The following is a 15,697-nucleotide window of genomic DNA, read 5'->3' as shown; positions in this document are numbered from 1 at the left end:
GCTAGGTTTCAAAGATAAAAATGAATTACTCTTTGCTTACTTCAGAGGATCGTTGTCAGGCAATGCGTTGTGTATCCATAACGCTAGGCGCTTCTTAAGATTTGCGCCATCCAATTTGCTGTCTGGCAACGGAGTAATTTGATTAACTTCAACAAGAAATAGATAAACAGCCTTAACCTTAATTGGTTGAGATGAGTTCGGCAAATCGAAACCTTGCAACTTTGCCATTTTAAAACCGACTTCTAGAGCCTTCTTAACCAGCTTATCTTCATTCATGATCTTCGCGGTTTTCGACATATCATCTCCATCATCTTCGTAGAATGAACCTTGAGTATATCAAACCAAATCTTCGATAAGATTACCGCGCTCTCAATTCGAAAGCTCTCTTTGATAAATTACACAAAACGATTCGCAGATCCGAAACCGCTACCCACTCAATTTACATTCACAAGATAAATACAAATGCGCAAACGATATTTTAACAAAAAACTCAATAAGTGAGATCTTCAGTCAAGAAACCAAAATTTTGCCGAATTTCAACTTACCAAGCTAAAGGATACAGAATACTATTATTTTCACTTGTATACTTTTAGCCTTATAAAAAACAATAAATCACTGTTATTTAACTAGTTTTATACCACATCGACTTAGATCATATTTACAGTCACCCGTAAAGAAAACTTATTTACAAAATACTCATTAAACAAATAAAATAGACCCACTAATCTTATACTGGTGTTAATAATGCGTTACCTATGGGCTTCATTCTGTCATAAAAACCCAATTCCCGGTCGAGTCGTTCATATCCTTGTTATCTTGATAGCATTAGCTTCTATCGTGGTTCCACTAATGACAAAAGATGCCACAATGATACTCATTTCACTTTGTGTAGCTTTGGTGTGTTTTGTGCTGTTTGTGTTCTTTGCCCTTGCCGATAAAATGCGTTCGGGTATGCACTAATCTAATTCGAGATAGCAAAGCATTTATCTTTTTCAAACCATTATCAAATGTTGGCTATCAAATACGGAAAAGCCCAAAGTTATTAGCTTTGGGCTTTTCTTCTAGCGACTGTGGTTGATTACAACCGAGTGATACGACAACCGAGTCTTACAGCGTCATATGCAGAATTGGAAATGGTTTCCCCATGTCATCAAGTGGTGAGCGTGATTCAATTTTGAACCCCATGTGCTGATAGAAGCTTACCGCTTGTGGGTTTTGCTCATTCACGTCAACTTTGGTCGCTGCCAACTGCTCAATCGCATGTTGCAACAACACCGTACCTACTCCTTGTCCTCGAACTTCATTCAAAACGAAAAGCATCTCGACTTTTGCATCATGGACGCCCACGAAGCCAACTATCGAACCACATTCATTTTTAACGCATTTCAAAGAAACCGCAGGGAACGTATGTTCGATGATGATAGGTTTAAAAAACTCAATATCTTCTTCTGTAATAAAGTCATGAGTTGCTCGGACTGAATTTTCCCAAACCTTAAGCATTTCTGCGTAATCTTCAGGAAGCACATTTTCTATAGTCATAATTTTCTCTTGATTGAACTGAATATAAACATGTGCAGCCGCGAAGACGCATATTAAACCTAAACCATTAAGTGAGCCACTGATGTCTATAGGAGATCCTCGGATGAAAACACGTCCCTTACCCCCAAAAAAATAGCCTTGTAATTGACATACGCAATACGTTCCATATCATCATGCAAGCCTCCTCTCCCTAAAAAGCGAACAAAGCAGTAGAAAAAGATATGTTATGCCCACCCAGTCAGTCATTTAATGAATGTTTTTGTGAGCGAAATCACCTGTGTTTACATTTATGGTCAATTCAACACCGCCATGTTGAAGGACAATGATAAATGCGAAGAAGAAACAAATTTCGAGATCATAAGCTAGAAGCTAGATTATTCAGAAGTCGGGCGGTGTTTGCTTTTATATGTATTGTGTTCCTAGCAGGACTGTTGGTTCTAAACATATACTGCCTACAGGTGACACAACATGAGTACTATCAAACGCGTTCTAATTCAAATCGTATCAAAATCATCCCCGTCCCCCCTACCAGAGGCCTGATTTATGATCGTAACGGCATCATTTTAGCCGAAAACGTACCAGTATTTAGCTTAGAGCTAGTACCAGAAAAGATAGAAAACATATCTGAAACGATCGAGAAGCTACGTGGAATCATCGATATATCCCAAGAGCAAGAGGAGAGATTTAAAAAAAACCTCAAGCGAGCACGACGTTTTAGTTCAATACCTCTGTTAGACAACCTTAATGAGGAACAAGTCGCTAGGTTCTCGGTAAATCGTTATAAATATCCGGGTGTGGATGTCATAGCAACGCTAAAAAGACATTATCCTTATGCTGATATTTTGACACACTCGCTCGGCTATGTTGCACGCTTGAACCAGTCAGACCTAAATCGTCTCATCACTGCAGGGAAAGACCACAACTATAAAGCCACTAGGAACATCGGAAAAATTGGCATTGAACGGTATTATGAAGATGTACTACATGGAAAAGTAGGCTATCAAGAAGTCGAAGTAAACAGTCGTGGTCGCGTCATACGAACGCTCAAATACGTCCCCCCAGTCTCTGGACAAGATATTACCCTCAATATCGATGTTAAACTTCAATCTTATATACATAAACTGCTTGGAGGCCGCAAAGGAGCCGCAGTAGTGGTAGATCCTCACGATAACGGTGTTTTAGCGATGGTGTCTAGCCCTAGCTATGACCCTAATGCCTTTGTCGGAGGTATATCTAACCATGACTACAAAGCATTGTTGACCAACAGGAATAGGCCACTAATCAACCGCGCTACGTTAGGCACCTATTCTCCAGGCTCTACTATTAAGCCATTTATTGCTGTAGCAGCCTTAAAAGAAAGGAGCATAACACCGAGAACCAAAGTTCGAAGCGTTGGCGCATGGCGAGTCCCTAACAGCAGTACTCGTGCATTTCGCGATTGGCTCAAGTGGGGGCATGGTAACGTAGATGTGACTCAATCTATCGAACAGTCCGTCAATACCTTCTTCTATCAGATTGCATACGACATGGGTATTGACTCACTCTCCAACTGGATGATGATGTTTGGCTTTGGCGAAAGTACCGGGATCGATATATTCGAGGAAACGTCAGCTAACATGCCGACTAGAGCGTGGAAACGGAATCGCTTTAACAAGCCTTGGTATATCGGCGACACCATACCTATAGGTATAGGGCAAGGTTACTGGACAGCAACTCCCATTCAGATAGCCAATGCCACCTCAATTTTAGTCAATAATGGTCGGAAAAAGCCGCTCCAGTTGCTCGACAGTTTATCGAATCAAAATGATTCGACTAAAAATAAGCTAGCCGAGTCCCCGCCGATCCAAGGAGTTCCATCAAACTACTGGGAACTTGCTAGATACGGTATGTACCTAGTAAATCATGGTAAAAATGGCACCTCTAGAACAGTATTTCGAAACGCTCTCTATAAAAGCGCAGGGAAGTCTGGCACGAGCCAGGTCTTCGGGTTGGCAGAAAACGAAGAGTACGATGCTGATAATACTCCCGAACATCTAAGAGATTTAGCGTTGTTTACTGGGTTTGCCCCTTATGAAGAGCCGGAGATCGTAGTAACAGTAATCCTCGAAAATGCCGGTGGCGGTTCTTTCAATAGTGCGCCCATCGTTAAGAAAATCTTTGACCAAGTATTAATCAAATAAAACAAGTAAAATTAAAACGATAATCTAACTTAGGCGACAACACGTAACTAGGCCACTACCAGTCCCTGCTCTGGTAATAGTGTGTTGCACATAAATTTTTGGATTAGAATATTCTTAAAACATAGATATCGTGCGAAAGGTTTCCGTAGATCTACGAGCTTGAAACTAAGCCCACTCACTGATCTTGCTCCGTTTAGATTAACATTGAGTGTCAATTGATTAACGAAGCAAGCTCAGGAACCATCTTGCTTGGGATAAACTCTGTTAACTCGTAATCGGCAAGGTTGTAAATGATAAAAGGGTCATGATTTAATATACCTTCTAGTGCAGTGCGGTCCTTCGCCTGTGCAAGGATAACCCCACCAGTACGAGGCACTTTCCTGCCGGAAGCAATAAAAATACCCAGCTCGTAGTATCTATTCAGATAGTCAATATGATCCTCAAGATACTTATCAACTTCTGATAATTTACCAATATAATTTAAAGATACAATAAACATGATGGCTCCTCGTTCAGGTTACTGTATAGCTTCATAGGCAATTTTTTTAGTATTCACTTTTCACTCTCCGTCTTAGAGTGTTTCAACCCATTGTTCAGCTAAATCTTTTAAAGGATGAAGGGATGAGATGATTTGCTTTCCTAAATCCGTAGGTTGATACCCCCCCTCTCCGCGTTCAAGTAACTTTGCCTGTCTTAAGTCTTTAATTCTTGAATTTAAAACGGCAGGAGAAATTGATTCACAGCGATCCTGCAATTCACGGAATGTACAGGGACCACCTGAACATAGCTGCCAAAGAACTCCCATAGCCCAACGTCTCCCCAGCAAGTCAAATAATGCCATGATAGGGATTCCTGACTCTGAGCCGCGAACTGGCTTACCGAGACAACTAAAATGAGTCATTGAGATTCCTCCGCTATCAAAAACGTGTCTGAGTATAATCGGTTATAATTTAACTTGCTATGTTTTTAATAGCAAAAAATGACGCCTTGATTGAGGTAATTACCTTCAAAGCTTTAGCAAATGAATCTCTCCTCTAACTTATTGAGAGCCAGTTGAATTGATATACTTAAGATTGCATAATATCCAACATAGAAACAAAGATTATTTAACAAGTTATTGTTATATGTTTTCTGAGAAATAAAAGTTGAATTAACCACAACTCTGAAGAGTGCAAAATTCTATCAGCCAATGACATATATAGCGCATAACACCTAGCATTCGACACATACGAACTTATCTTTTAGGTTACTTAAATCATGAAAAAACAATTATTAACACTCACCCTAGTTGCCACAACGCTTGGAGCCATTTCTGGTACAGCACAAGCTTGTACACGAGCTTTGTACCACTCGGATACTTTAGATACGACGATGGTCACACGTTCAATGGACTGGGAAGGTTACGATCAAGGTGTTGTGCGCGGTGTACCGAGAGGAACTGTCCTTGATACACGAGCACCCACGGTATACGGTGTCGACCTCAACAAATCAGGGGGAGCCCATCAAGTTTACAAGTCAAAACATGCCATGATTGAGATTGCAAGCTTCGACGCAGAGTTTGTCACCGAAGCAATCAACGAACATGGTGTTCTTGGTCAAATTCATTATCTCAATACAGACTGGCAAGATGAAAAAGCGCGAGTAAAAGGTAATCAAGACATCGATGGTCAGCGATTCGTGCAATACGTTATTGCGAATGCAAAAAACCTTGATGAAGTAGAATCTATTATCAATAACACAAACATCCGTGACCAAAAACTTGGTGGCGTACCTGGTCTGTATGATGCAAATACAACTGTAAACCACTTCTTGGCTCACTTCATTTTTGCTGATAACTCTGGTGAGACTGTCCTTGTTGAAATGGTAAATGGTGAAAAGAAACTCTACCGAGGAACAGGTTCTTTAGATGTCATTTCAAACAACCCAACGTTTGATACTATGACAGAAATGGACAGAGAATTATTAAGTGAAAAGCGCTTCCCAACGGCTTCAATCAACTCTATAGATCGTCGTTATCGTGCTCAATATGCTCTTAAGGAAGTAAAAGCGTATGAAGAGCGTTTTGGTATCCGCGACAACAAACAATTAAGTAATATTATTGAAGGTGTTGCTCATGAGATGCGTAGCGGATATACAAAATGGGACGTCGCCTATGACGCGAACTTTCCAACTTTATGGGTTTCGCAAGTAGACTTAAAGAATAAAACACTCAAGCTAGACCGATGGGACACAGATCAAGTTGAGACATACGATTTCTCGATGTTTGATGTCAATGGTAAACAAGTGGTTGAATTGGGGCGTAACACGAACAAACGAGAATCTCAGCCTTGTACAAACATTAATAAAAACCAACCATTCTGTGCCATATAACTTTGACTACGCCACACTTAGCAAGGCTTCAAGCTGCCAAAGAACGTGGGTGCCTATCAAAGATTAGGGCGTGATTTAGCTTAGAGGTTAGTTCGAACTGGGCCAAAGTCGGTGAAGAGATTGTGAGTACGTAAAGCTCTCAACCGATAAGAGCAAGGCACTTTCCTGCTAGGAAAGTGCCTTATTTTAATCTTGCTTTGACTATTAAAATCAAAACTTTACCTAAAAATCTCACAAGATAAGTTTCATAGATAAAGCAGGTATAAACCATGTGCAGCCACAGTGGTTAGAAGCAAAACAACCGTCTTTTCTCGGTTAATCAAAGATTTCGCTAACCCTATTAATCAGGCATTACCACAATACCCATAGTTTCAAGCAGTTGCTCTTGTTGCCAAGCGACAATTTTAATGCCCGATGTGTCAACCTTTCGAGGATCTAACCCCTCTAATTCAGCGTGACACAAGTTTGCTCCCTGCATACTGAACTGTCCCCATACATCTTCAGAGAATACGCCTCGGCTCAGATCCGACTCCTTTAATGACGCTCCTGCAAGGTAAGTCCCTATCCAACGGTTCTCAAACAGCTCACATTTTTCTAAACAAGCCTGTTCAAAGTTAGCATAAGACAAGTTACAGCCTGTGATATACGCTGAGCAAAAGTACATACGATTACTCACCTGGTTGGCAAAGTTCGTTCTCGTAAAGTTAGCCCCTTTCAAGTCACATTCACGTAACTCAATCCCATAGCAATTGGCGTTACTAAAATTCGCCATGGCGAGCTGGCAGCTCTGAAAACTTGCATCACGCAAATCTGCGATACCAAAGTGGCATCCTTCGATATCGCCTTGCGCAATGAACTTACAATTAATAAAGGTCGTGTCACGTAGATTACAACGCCTAAAGTCACAGCGAATGAAGGTACATGCTGTGAAAGTCATATCGGACAAGTCTTGTTGAGCGAAAATGTGGTTGTGATAAGTACTGTTATTAGTGTCCATTTAGCCCCCTAAAGAAAGTAAGCTAAGACTACCACTGAGATCTTTAGAAAACATCAAATTAAAAGCCAACAAAAACAGCAACTTAAAGCACCTGTTTTTAGCCAATTTAAGGCGCCAAATAAGCAATTTAAGCTGGCTGTTTTTAGTTAATAGAACGCGCTTATATTGAAAAAAGTTTTGTGGCTTACAGAAGGTTTTGTGACGTAGCTGATCATCAGATAAAGATGCATGTTTAAAAATCAGTAAGCTTTAAATAGCCAGGAAACCTGGCTAACGAGGAGGAAAGTACAAGACTCAATTTTTCTGAGAAGTTAAAAACAAAATAGGTAAAGCTCACCATCGTGGAGGCTAACCGATTCATAAGTACCGAGGGTTGAATTTAACTCGTGTTCTCAGGTTGTGTTGTCTAGCTTTTTGCGATATTAGCAATACCTTCAAGCTGAAGAACTGGAGCGGCATCAATGTCTTCCGCGTTCATCATAGATGATACACGTTGCATCGAAGAAAGTAGCAAACTTTGTTCCCACGGCTCAAGATTTTGAAATTTGTTAACGAAGCTATCTTGCAGTGGTGGTGGAGCGTTGTTTAGCAGTTCTTGACCTTTTTCGGTCAAGTTCGCATGCACTTTACGACGGTCAGCAACACTGCGGATACGTTGTACATAGCCATTCACCTCTAGACGATCAATGATCGTAGTGGTAGTCGCTTGGCTTACATTGGTGTGGTTAGACAATTCTTTGATCGTCACGTTACCCATTTCTTGGATTGCTCTCATTAAGATTAATTGAGGGCCAGTCAAACCATACTCTTTACTCAGCTTCTTCGAATGTAAATCGATAGCGCGAATAATTTGGCGAATAGCGACCAGGATTTCGTCATGTTTGTCCAAGATGCAGACCTTTGTACTAATATACGGTGAATGTTTTCACAGTGCTCAAGCGACTCGAAACTCCAATTAATAGAGCCAAAGCTGCTCGGGAATTACACTGTAAATTGATAAATTACTTCATTAATTTTTCCGCATTGTACTGATGTTCATACTATTCTCAATCTTTTCTATGCCTCTGAGTTTGAGCGTGACAACACTTTTGTACTTTGAGTACTGATATTCCGGTTTGAAGCGGCGAACCATCAAAGAAAAGTCACGAACAAGAGAAAAATAAAAAGAGAGTAGAGTCAAATAGGTAGCGAGATTTCGCTACCTATTTGTCATAAAAAGCGAGTGTACTCAACTCAAACGACTAAGCAGCATTATTGAGTTGGAAATTTCCCGTCAATGCGTTGTAAAACTCACTATTATCCAAGATTCCGACCAATTGATTATCTTCAACCAGCAAGATGGGATGGTTGCTGATCTGCTTGAGCTTAATTGCATCACGCATGCCTATTTCAGGGCTTACGACAACCACACTCGACCCGCTGATCTCGGTTAAATCATCAGACTCATTCCACTCGACAAGTGCCAAATCCGATTCACCTTTTACAGATAGCTCCCCTTCGCTCTGTTCAACCCATAGGTCTTTTGAATCGCAGATCTGCCAGCTTTCATCTTCTTGTTTCAAAGAATCCAGAGGCTGCATCAATGAGCGACCTTTTAGTACATTCAATGGGTTAGTATGAGCAACGAAGTCCTTCACGTATTCCGTTTTAGGTGTAAGTACAATCTCTTCAGGTTTACCATGTTGAATCAGCTTGCCTGACTCCATGATCGCAATGTTGTTACCAATCTTCAGCGCTTCGTCTAAATCATGGCTGACGAACAAAATCGTTTTATTGAGCTTGTTTTGCAGTGTGATCAACTCATCTTGAAGCTGTGCACGAATCAATGGGTCAAGCGCCGAGAACGGTTCGTCCATTAATAGAATGTCAGTGTCCATAGCGAATGCTCGAGCTAAGCCAACACGTTGCTGCATACCACCAGAGAGCTCATGAGGGAATTTGGTCTCCCACTCCGCAAGACCAACCATTTCAAGCTGTTCACGTGCCTTAGCACGACGAACATCTTTAGCGACACCTTGCATTTCAAGGCCAAAGGCCACGTTATCCAACACGGTCAACCAAGGCATTAAGGCGAACTTTTGGAATACCATCGAAACACGGTGGGTACGAAGGTGGCGCAGTGTCGTTTCATCACACTGTTCACCTAAATCAACCTGCTTATCGCCATCTTTAATTGCCAACGAGCCACGGCTAATCTCATTCAAACCGTTTACCGCTCGAAGCAATGAAGATTTTCCTGAGCCAGACAAGCCCATCAGCACGCAGATCTCGCCCTCTTTAACCGTTAGCGACACATTATCTACGCCGACGACTTGGCCGGTCTCATCAATGATCTCCTGACGAGTTTTGCCTTGATCGAGTAGCTCAAGCGCTTGCTTCGGTTTATCACCAAAAACGACATCAAGATTTTTAATCGTAATTGCGTCCACTGTCTTTTGTTCTTGAGAAATAGACATGATTAAGCCTCCTTCTGGTTAGGTGTTTTGCACAAGCGATCAAGAATGATAGCGACAAGTACAATCGCAAGTCCCGCTTCAAATCCTTGCGAGATATTCACTGTGTTCAAGGCTCGAACCACTGGTTTACCAAGCCCGTCAGCACCAACAAGCGCCGCGATCACGACCATAGAAAGCGATAACATGATGCACTGAGTGACACCTGCCATAATGCTTGGCAGAGCAGCTGGTAACTCCACTTTGAGGAGCAATTTCATGCGGCTAGCGCCAAACGCTTTACCGGCTTCAATCAGCTCTTCTGGCACCTTAGTCACGCCCAAGTAGGTCAAACGTATTGGGGCCGCGATAGCAAAAATAATGGTTGAGATTAAGCCAGGGACAATACCTAAGCCGAATAGAACCAAAGTTGGGATAAGGTAAACAAACGTTGGGACCGTCTGCATTAAGTCGAGAATGGGGCGCAGTAACGTATACAGCCAAGGACGGTGCGCTGCCATGATGCCAACCGGTACGCCAATTAATACGGAAATCGTTGTCGCCGCAAAGACGAGAACAAAGGTTTCCAGCATTTCTTGCCAATAGCCAAGGTTGAGGATGGTCAGAAGCGCCGCGACAACGAAGATCACCAACGACAATTTACGGTGTAAATACCAAGCGATCGCAGCAGTAATCACGATAGGGAGCGCAGGCGGCATCCATTTAAATACATCGACTAAAAACAGAATAACGGTTTCTAAAAAGATAGAAATAGCATCAAAAAAGCCCGCTGCGTTGATAGTTAACCAGTCAACACCAGCTTCCATCCATTGTCCGACAGGGATTTTGTTTTCCGTAATAAAATTCACAATATTGCCTTTCATTATTGGCGGGCCGAAGCCCACCTTTATTCTTTATGTAGCTTTGGTAAACAGATCGATAGATAGAGCTATGCTTTTACTTGCTTTAGGTACTCTGTAACCGCTTGAGTTGCAGATTCACCTTTATGTGTCTTAACGTTATCTAACCAAGCTTCCACTTGTTGTGGATTGCTGTTCAACCATTGCTGAGCCGCTTTCTCAGGCTTCACATTTTGGTTCAAAATCGCTTCCATCAACTGGTTTTCCATCTCTAGTGTGAACTCTAGGTTTTGCAGGAGCTGACCGACGTTTGAACATTCAGATAGGTAGTTTGAACGAACATTGGTGTAAACATTCGCGCCACCGTAATTCGGGCCGAAGAAGTCGTCACCGCCAGCAAGGTATTCCATCTCAACGTTGCTGTTCATCGGGTGCGGTGCCCAACCAAGGTAAACAATCCATTGGCTGCGACGCGCTGCACGTGATACTTGCGACACCATGCCCGCTTCACTTGATTCAACTAGGCTGAAATCTTTTAAACCGAATGCGTCAGAGTCAATCATCGATTGGATTAGACGGTTACCATCATTACCTGGCTCGATACCGTAGATACGATCTTTGAATTTATCGGCGTGCTTAGCTAAATCTGCGAAGCTTTTAACCCCCGCGTCATACACGTATTTAGGTACCGCTAACGTGTACTTAGCACCTTCTAGATTGGCACGAACCGTTTCGACAGTGCCCGCTTCACGGTACTTAGCAATGTCGCCTTCCATCGTCGGCATCCAGTTCCCTAGGAACACATCGATGTCGCCGTTAGCCATTGAAGAGTAAGTTACAGGTACTGAAAGCAGGTCGGTTTTAGTGGTGTAGCCTAAGCCTTTTAAAAGCTCAGTGGTGACAGCGGTGGTAGCGGTAATGTCAGTCCAACCAACATCGGCAAAACGCACGTTTTCACATTGTTGCGGTTCAACGGAAGCGTTAGCTGCAAATGCAAATGAACTAATCGCCAATGTCGCTAACGTTTTTGTGGTCACGTTGTGCATGTTTAGAGTCGTCATAATGGTTCCTTTTAATCTTTCCTTTTTCTGCCTCTTCTCACACGGTAGAGGCAGTTTTGCTGACTTTTAACTAATTATTTTTATTGCGAATTTCTTATCGTTTTTCACCCAGTCACCGCGCGTTACGCTTCTCTGACGGGTTTGTGGATTCTTTGTTTCTCTTGCCATTCAGGTGCAATCCACACAGGAACGTCTTGCTCTTTAAGCATTGGTTTACCCAGAATCAGATCAGATGCGCGCTCTGCAACCATGATGGTTGGCGCGTTTAAGTTTCCGTTTGGAATAGTTGGGAAAACAGACGAGTCAACGACACGCAGATTATCAACGCCGCGAACGCGACACTGCTCATCAAGCACTGCCATCGGATCATCGTCAGCACCCATTTTACAGCCACAAGATGGGTGATAAGCACTTTCAACATTCTGCTTAACCCACTCGTCAATCGCTTCATCAGAAGTCACATCCGAGCCCGGCTGAATCTCTTCGCCACGGTAAATGTCCATTGCTGGTTGCGACAAAATTTCGCGCGTTAGACGAATACAGTCACGCCAATCTTGGCGGTCTTGCTCGGTCGAAATGTAGTTGAATTGAATCTGAGGTTTGGCATGCGGATCTGCTGAGGTAATGGCTACCGTGCCGCGACTCTCTGGCTTGTTAGGTCCAACGTGAACTTGGAAGCCATGTCCATCAAAGGCGGCTTGGCCGTCGTAACGCATGGCCGCCGGCAGGAAGTGGTATTGGATATTTGGCCATTTCAATCCTTTGCGAGATCGAATGAAGGCGCACGATTCAAAATGATTGGTCGCACCTAAGCCTTTGCGAGTAAGAACCCACTCAGCACCGATCATTCCTTTGCTCACTAAGCCAAGCTTGCTATTAAGCGTGATAGGTTCGTTACAGTGATATTGGAAGTACACTTCTAGGTGGTCTTGAAGGTTTTCTCCCACACCATTCAACTCGTGTTTAACGTCTACGCCTGCCTTTTCAAGTACGGCTTTCGGGCCGATACCTGATAGTTGTAGTAGTTGAACAGAGCCGATAGAGCCCGCAGAAGAGATCACTTCTTTGTTCGCCATAGCAATTTGGATATTGCCTGACTTTTCAAATTCCACACCGACTGCTTTCTTGCTTTGGTCCGGTTGAACCTCGATCAAAAACTTGCGTGCCACGATGCCTTTCTTCAACGTAAGGTTTGGGCGCTTCAATGCTCGACGCAGATAAGCGTTAGAGGTTGAGGCTCTAACCCCCTTGTCTACCGTCATGTGCATGGTGCCGAAGCCTTCTTGCTGATAGCCGTTGTAGTCTTGAGTTTCTGGGTAACCGGCGTCTTTACCTGCATCAATGAACGCTTGGTAAAGTGGGTTAAGCGCCATATCGTTACCGTTACATGTGCCGACCGGGCCATTGTCACCACGGTATTCGTCGCCGCCTTTATTCCACGATTCAGCTCGGCGGAAATAAGGCAAACACGCTTGGTAATTCCAGCCGGCCGCACCTTCTTCTTCCCACTGATCGAAGTCACACGCATGGCCACGCACATAAACCATGCCATTGATTGATGAGCTACCACCTAACACTTTGCCACGTGGGCAGTGCAGTTCACGCCCATCAAGGCCCGGTTCCTGCTCAGTTTCAAATTGCCAAGCGTACTTTTCAGTATTCATTGGGTAAGAAAGCGCGGTTGGCATCTGGATAAAAATGCTCTTATCCGTACCACCAGCTTCGAGTAATAAAACGCTATGTTCACCGCTTTCCGTTAGCCTATCCGCTAACACACAGCCGGCCGAACCCGCGCCGACGATAATATAATCGTAGCGTTGTTCCATGTTATCTATTCCCTTAGATGAGTCAGTTGGGCTAGCTCTATTACGCTAGCCCGTTAAATCGAGTGTTACGCGTTAGGCATAAGGGCTGGCGTAATCGCCAAGTTCGATAAGAATGCTCTTAGTCTGCGTATAGTGAAGTAGAGTCTCTGGTCCATTTTCACGACCAATACCCGAAAGTTTGTAGCCACCAACAGGCATTTCTGCCGGTGAGTCACCCCAAGTGTTTACCCAACAAATACCCGCCTGCATTTGGTGGATCACGCGGTGAGCACGAGAAAGGTTCTGTGTGAATACACCAGCAGCCAGACCATATTTGGTGTCGTTAGCACGGCGAATCACATCGTCTTCGTCGGTAAACTTCATCACCGACATCACAGGGCCAAATATCTCTTGCTGGACATGTGGCATAGAGTCATCACAATCGACAAACACCGTTGGAATAACAAAATTGCCATTTTCGAGGCCGTTATCCGTTACTTGGTAGCCGCCCGTCAACAAAGTTGCGCCAGACTGTTTAGCCAGCTCAATCGCACCAAGGACTTTCGAAAGATGCTCTTTAGAAATCAACGCACCGATCTGAGTCTCCATCTCCATTGGATTACCAATGACCAGTTTCTCTGTGCGCATTTTGAGTTGTTCGATAAATGCGTTGTAAATGTTTTCGTGCACATAAACACGAGTACCATTGGTGCATACTTCGCCTTGTGTGTAGAAGTTAGCGACCATAGAAGCCGAAACCGCGTCGTCCAGTTTTGCGTCATCAAACACGATCATTGGTGATTTTCCACCAAGCTCCATCGTCACTGACTTAAGAGTTTTAGCACTATCAGCCATTACTGTTTTGCCGGTACCGGTTTCACCCGTAAACGAGACTTTCGCGATATCAGGATGAGTCGTTAGCATTTGGCCCACACGGTAATCACCTTGAACCACGTTGAACACACCATCTGGAAGGCCTGCTTCGGTAAAGATCTCGGCAAGTTTGAGAGCGGTTAACGGTGTTTCTTCTGAAGGTTTGAAAATCATCGCGTTGCCCGCAGCCAGCGCCGGAGCTGATTTCCACATCGCAATTTGGATTGGATAGTTCCACGCACCAATGCCCGCACAAATACCTAACGGTTCACGGCGTGTGTAGAAAAACTGAGATTCGCTAAGCGGTTGTTGGTCACCTTGCAGCGTTGGCGCCAGGCCAGCAAAGTATTCAATAACATCCGCGCCAGAGGCTACGTCCACTTCAATCGCTTCTTGTAGTGGCTTACCCGTATCAACAACCTCAAGTTTTGCAAGGTCATCATTTCGAGCTCTAAGTATTTCTACTGCCTTCAAAAGAATGCGACTGCGCTCGACTGCTGTCATTGCTGACCACACTGCGAAGCCACGTTTTGCTGATTCGATAGCGCTATCGACATCCGCCGCAGAGGCTTGGCCTAGCATGGCAATAGGCTCGCCGTTTGCTGGATTGATGCTATCAAAGGTTTCACCAGACGTAGCGTTCACTGCTGCGCCGTCAATATATAACGAGTTCATTTCCATTTGAGATTCTGACTTGATTGTTGTTATTAGACTCTGTTGGTCTTGTTTGAATGTTAGTTGTAAGTATTGGTCGTTCTAGTGCTGCTCTATGACAAAACCGCGGTCTACTTAGTGTCACACGAATAGAACGTCAGTTGTTTATCAAGGTAATCATTGATGATGGCTTTGGCTTTCTTAGCATCAATACCATCAGGGTTTAACGTGCCTCTCAGCCATAAACCATCAATCAGAGAAGCAATCCCGTGAGCAACGAGATCCGCTTGTTCATGATCCAAAATACCTTTTAATTCAAGGCGTAAATGCGAGAGTAAACGTATTTCATTCACGCGCTGTAATCGTTTTAACTGTTCGTCATGCATGGAGTAAGACCAAAACGCCAACCACGCCTTCGCGACCTTATTCTCGGCTTGATAGCCTTCGAAGTTGCCATCGATGATCGCATTGATCCTCTGTTGGTGAGCATCAACAGGAAGGGCTTTTAATGAGGTGGTGATGGTATTGGACAGTTGGCGAAGGATTTCACGCATGGTCTCTTCGAGCAGGCCGTGCTTACCACCAAAATAGTGATTAATGATGCCGGTAGAGACTCCCGCTTCTTTGCTGATCAACGCAATACTCGCGGCATGTAAACCCACTCGATCGATCACAGCCATAGTGGCTTGAACAAGCTGTGGTTTACGTATATCAGGCATCCCAACCTTCGGCATTTCTCAGTCCTTTTATTTTTTATTGAACGTTCAGTTAAATATAAAATGACAGAAGTTTAGTTAGGGTTCAAATTATTATTTAAAACAAACCGTTAACAAAACAACACCAACCAAACAACAATCACTGTAAAAACAGACACTTAATATTCATTCAGAGCACTAATCAAATTCATTAAAAGTTTGAACTATGAT

At 43.4% G+C, this 15,697-nt stretch carries 15 protein-coding genes; 3 read left to right on the top strand and 12 right to left on the bottom strand.

All coding sequences use genetic code 11. From position 1 onward, the window contains the following. Positions 1-36: 36 nt before the first annotated feature. Positions 37-297 (bottom strand): DUF5062 family protein, encoded by a 261-nt coding sequence (locus BTO10_RS07185; protein ID WP_004736854.1) that lies wholly within the window; start codon positions 295-297, stop codon positions 37-39. A gap of 447 nt (positions 298-744) precedes the next feature. Here BTO10_RS07185 and BTO10_RS07180 point away from each other — a divergent pair, with 447 nt between their 5' ends. Next, complete coding sequence (locus tag BTO10_RS07180; protein ID WP_105024080.1) at positions 745-960, top strand: hypothetical protein; 216 nt, start codon at positions 745-747, stop codon at positions 958-960. A 147-nt stretch (positions 961-1,107) separates the two neighbouring features. Here the strand turns inward: BTO10_RS07180 and BTO10_RS07175 are convergent, their stop codons facing one another. After that, entirely contained in the window at positions 1,108-1,539 is a 432-nt protein-coding gene (locus BTO10_RS07175) for a GNAT family N-acetyltransferase (RefSeq protein WP_004736855.1), read from the bottom strand. A 329-nt stretch (positions 1,540-1,868) separates the two neighbouring features. On the opposite strand from BTO10_RS07175, the gene mrdA reads away from it, so the two are divergent. Continuing rightward, positions 1,869-3,719: a penicillin-binding protein 2 gene (gene mrdA, locus BTO10_RS07170; RefSeq protein WP_105024079.1), complete on the top strand. Its 1,851-nt coding sequence runs from the start codon at positions 1,869-1,871 to the stop codon at positions 3,717-3,719. Between the two features lie 211 nt (positions 3,720-3,930). On the opposite strand, the gene BTO10_RS07165 is transcribed toward mrdA, so the two are convergent. Both BTO10_RS07165 and BTO10_RS07160 read right to left on the bottom strand, forming a co-directional pair. After that, entirely contained in the window at positions 3,931-4,218 is a 288-nt protein-coding gene (locus BTO10_RS07165; protein WP_105024078.1) for a YciI family protein, read from the bottom strand. Positions 4,219-4,290: 72 nt separating this feature from the next. Then, on the bottom strand, positions 4,291-4,560 hold the full coding sequence (locus BTO10_RS07160; protein ID WP_004736858.1) for a winged helix-turn-helix transcriptional regulator: 270 nt from the start codon (positions 4,558-4,560) through the stop codon (positions 4,291-4,293). A 416-nt stretch (positions 4,561-4,976) separates the two neighbouring features. On the opposite strand from BTO10_RS07160, the gene BTO10_RS07155 reads away from it, so the two are divergent. After that, positions 4,977-6,089 carry a linear amide C-N hydrolase gene (locus BTO10_RS07155; protein WP_004736859.1) on the top strand — a complete coding sequence of 371 codons (1,113 nt, stop codon included), beginning with the start codon at positions 4,977-4,979 and terminating at the stop codon, positions 6,087-6,089. A 340-nt stretch (positions 6,090-6,429) separates the two neighbouring features. Here the strand turns inward: BTO10_RS07155 and BTO10_RS07150 are convergent, their stop codons facing one another. The 8 genes from BTO10_RS07150 to betI form a co-directional block, all read right to left on the bottom strand. Further along, positions 6,430-7,086 (bottom strand): Qnr family pentapeptide repeat protein, encoded by a 657-nt coding sequence (locus tag BTO10_RS07150; protein ID WP_105024077.1) that lies wholly within the window; start codon positions 7,084-7,086, stop codon positions 6,430-6,432. Positions 7,087-7,492: 406 nt separating this feature from the next. Further along, a complete protein-coding gene (locus tag BTO10_RS07145) occupies positions 7,493-7,975 on the bottom strand; it encodes a MarR family winged helix-turn-helix transcriptional regulator (protein WP_004736861.1) in 483 nt (160 codons plus the stop codon). Between the two features lie 352 nt (positions 7,976-8,327). Continuing rightward, positions 8,328-9,542, bottom strand: a complete 1,215-nt coding sequence (gene choV / locus BTO10_RS07140; RefSeq protein ID WP_105024076.1) for a choline ABC transporter ATP-binding protein — start codon at positions 9,540-9,542, stop codon at positions 8,328-8,330. Positions 9,543-9,544: 2 nt separating this feature from the next. Then, on the bottom strand, positions 9,545-10,387 hold the full coding sequence (gene choW, locus BTO10_RS07135; RefSeq protein WP_004736863.1) for a choline ABC transporter permease subunit: 843 nt from the start codon (positions 10,385-10,387) through the stop codon (positions 9,545-9,547). A gap of 80 nt (positions 10,388-10,467) precedes the next feature. Next, positions 10,468-11,439, bottom strand: coding sequence for a choline ABC transporter substrate-binding protein (locus tag BTO10_RS07130; protein WP_105024075.1), 972 nt, complete (start codon positions 11,437-11,439; stop codon positions 10,468-10,470). A 122-nt stretch (positions 11,440-11,561) separates the two neighbouring features. Continuing rightward, complete coding sequence (gene betA / locus BTO10_RS07125) at positions 11,562-13,265, bottom strand: choline dehydrogenase (protein ID WP_105024074.1); 1,704 nt, start codon at positions 13,263-13,265, stop codon at positions 11,562-11,564. Between the two features lie 72 nt (positions 13,266-13,337). Next, positions 13,338-14,798 (bottom strand): betaine-aldehyde dehydrogenase, encoded by a 1,461-nt coding sequence (gene betB, locus BTO10_RS07120; protein ID WP_105024073.1) that lies wholly within the window; start codon positions 14,796-14,798, stop codon positions 13,338-13,340. A gap of 104 nt (positions 14,799-14,902) precedes the next feature. Then, a complete protein-coding gene (betI, locus tag BTO10_RS07115) occupies positions 14,903-15,505 on the bottom strand; it encodes a transcriptional regulator BetI (protein WP_004736867.1) in 603 nt (200 codons plus the stop codon). Between the last annotated feature and the right edge of the window lie 192 nt (positions 15,506-15,697).

Source organism: Vibrio chagasii (assembly GCF_002954585.1).
Lineage (GTDB): Bacteria > Pseudomonadota > Gammaproteobacteria > Enterobacterales > Vibrionaceae > Vibrio > Vibrio chagasii_A.
Note: the sequence above shows the minus strand (reverse complement) of the source record. Positions and strands in the feature narration are given on the sequence as shown.